At 45.3% G+C, this 1,833-nt stretch carries 2 protein-coding genes; both read left to right on the top strand.

The window, feature by feature from the left end; genetic code table 11:
* The first annotated feature begins 99 nt into the window (after nt 1-99).
* Entirely contained in the window at nt 100-1,182 is a 1,083-nt protein-coding gene (locus JGK20_RS34320; protein ID WP_293233855.1) for a PilZ domain-containing protein, read from the top strand.
* A 27-nt stretch (nt 1,183-1,209) separates the two neighbouring features.
* On the top strand, nt 1,210-1,833 hold a 624-nt coding region (locus tag JGK20_RS34315), incomplete at its 3' end, for a DUF4079 domain-containing protein (RefSeq protein WP_293233853.1).

The following is a 1,833-nucleotide window of genomic DNA, read 5'->3' as shown; positions in this document are numbered from 1 at the left end:
CGGTCAGTTTCATGATAGATTTTAGAGACATAAGATACGCTGCACACTGAAATTATCTTTGGGTCATTATAGGATCAATCATTCTGTGGTGCTCCCTTAGTGTATCTCAACGAAAAACTCAGCGCTGGTTTAGCAGCAGAAAATATTTCTGCTTACGCCACTCAACGGCTGCGCTGGGCGCGCGGAACTTTACAAGCTTTTTTTATTGATTCCAATCCGCTGACTATCCCCGGATTAAACCTGATTCAGCGACTCGCGCATTTAGAAGGACTCCTGAATTGGTTTGGTAGCATTCCGCGTATCGGCTTTCTGTTGATGCCCTTAGCTTATTCCTTTTTGGGTGTGATTCCCATCCGAGCTACTGTTCAAGAAATGCTGTACTTTTTTCTGCCCTATTATTTGGTGCAGTTGACGGTTTTCTCCTGGTTGAATCATCGAGCGCGATCGGCATTGCTGTCTGATATTTATTCGTTGGTACTGGCATTCCCGCTGGTTCTGACCGTCTTTGGGGTGATGCTGTCTCCCTTCTCCAAAGGATTTAATGTCACAGCCAAAGGCACTGTGAGCGATCGCTTTTCGTTCAACTGGAAATTAGCGCTACCGTTGCTGCTATTATTTATTCCCAATGCCATCAGCCTGTGGCACGTTCTGGGAACCTGTTTGATTCAATTTCAGATGCACGCCTCAGAGCCGGAAATCATCCAGCAGCTCAAAGGGTTGGGGATTGGTTGGATTTGGAGCACCTACAACCTTTTAATTATCAGCATTACGCTGTTAATATTGTTAGATGCTCCTAAGTCCGATCGATACGAATGGTTTGATTTGCGTCGATTGGTACGGCTGGCGATCGACGGACAAATCTTTTGGGGCGTGACTACTTTTATTTCTGAAGTGGGAGTTCATCTAGAGATTACTCAAGCCGGATTCCCTGCGCTGATTCCAGGAGAAATGCTTTCAGTCAAGCTCAAAATTATGGAAGAAAATTTGAGGCTGCAAGGAGAGATAACTCGGGTAGATTTTAGCAATGAATTTCCCTCGGTACAGATTCGGTTTGATGAATTGGCTTTGCCGCAACATCGATGTCTGGTTGAGATGTTGTTTTGTCGTCCGAATCAATGGAAACGCTCTTGCGCTCCTGGCGAGTTAAAGTCTCTATTTCAAAATCTCAAAAATTTAGTTTGATCCAGTTTAAAAACAAAAAGGTGCTTTATGGAAATTAAAGATTTTCTGGCTTTGCTGCATCCTGTTTTAGCTGTAGCGATCGTTTTTCCGATGCTGGGTATTGTGCTGAATATGGCTTGGCAAACTATGCAGCGCCGCAAGCAAATTGCATCCGGCGATAAGAGCAAAATTCCCCCTGTAGTCGGCTCAGAACACGTCAAAGCAGGTAAAATTCTGTCTGGGTCTGTGGTAGGAGTGACGCTGTTGGGTCTAGCCTACGCTATTTTTGAGCATATTTTGAGCAAGGATGTTTGGAGCAAAAACTCGTTTCAGGTAATTTTCATTATTCTGATGTTTGTGGCTACGATCGCCTCTTTGGTCATGTTATATCGATCGACACCTGCTATGTGGCGCGGCGTATTTGCGACATTGACGGGTGCTGGCTTGGTGATTCTTGGCGCTCAAGATGGCGTTTATCGGCGCACCGATGAATGGTATTGGTCTCACTACTACATTGGCATAGCTGCTGCGCTGCTGATGGTTTTCTCCTTGGCGATCGTTCAAGACATTTACAAAGATCGATCGAATCGCTGGCGCACAGTCCATGTCATCTTGAACTCGATCGCTGTATTGCTCTTTTTGGGACAAGGAATGACCGGAACCAGGGATTTG

The sequence above is a fragment of the Microcoleus sp. PH2017_05_CCC_O_A genome (genome assembly GCF_020738785.1).
GTDB lineage: Bacteria > Cyanobacteriota > Cyanobacteriia > Cyanobacteriales > Microcoleaceae > Microcoleus.
Note: the sequence above shows the minus strand (reverse complement) of the source record. Positions and strands in the feature narration are given on the sequence as shown.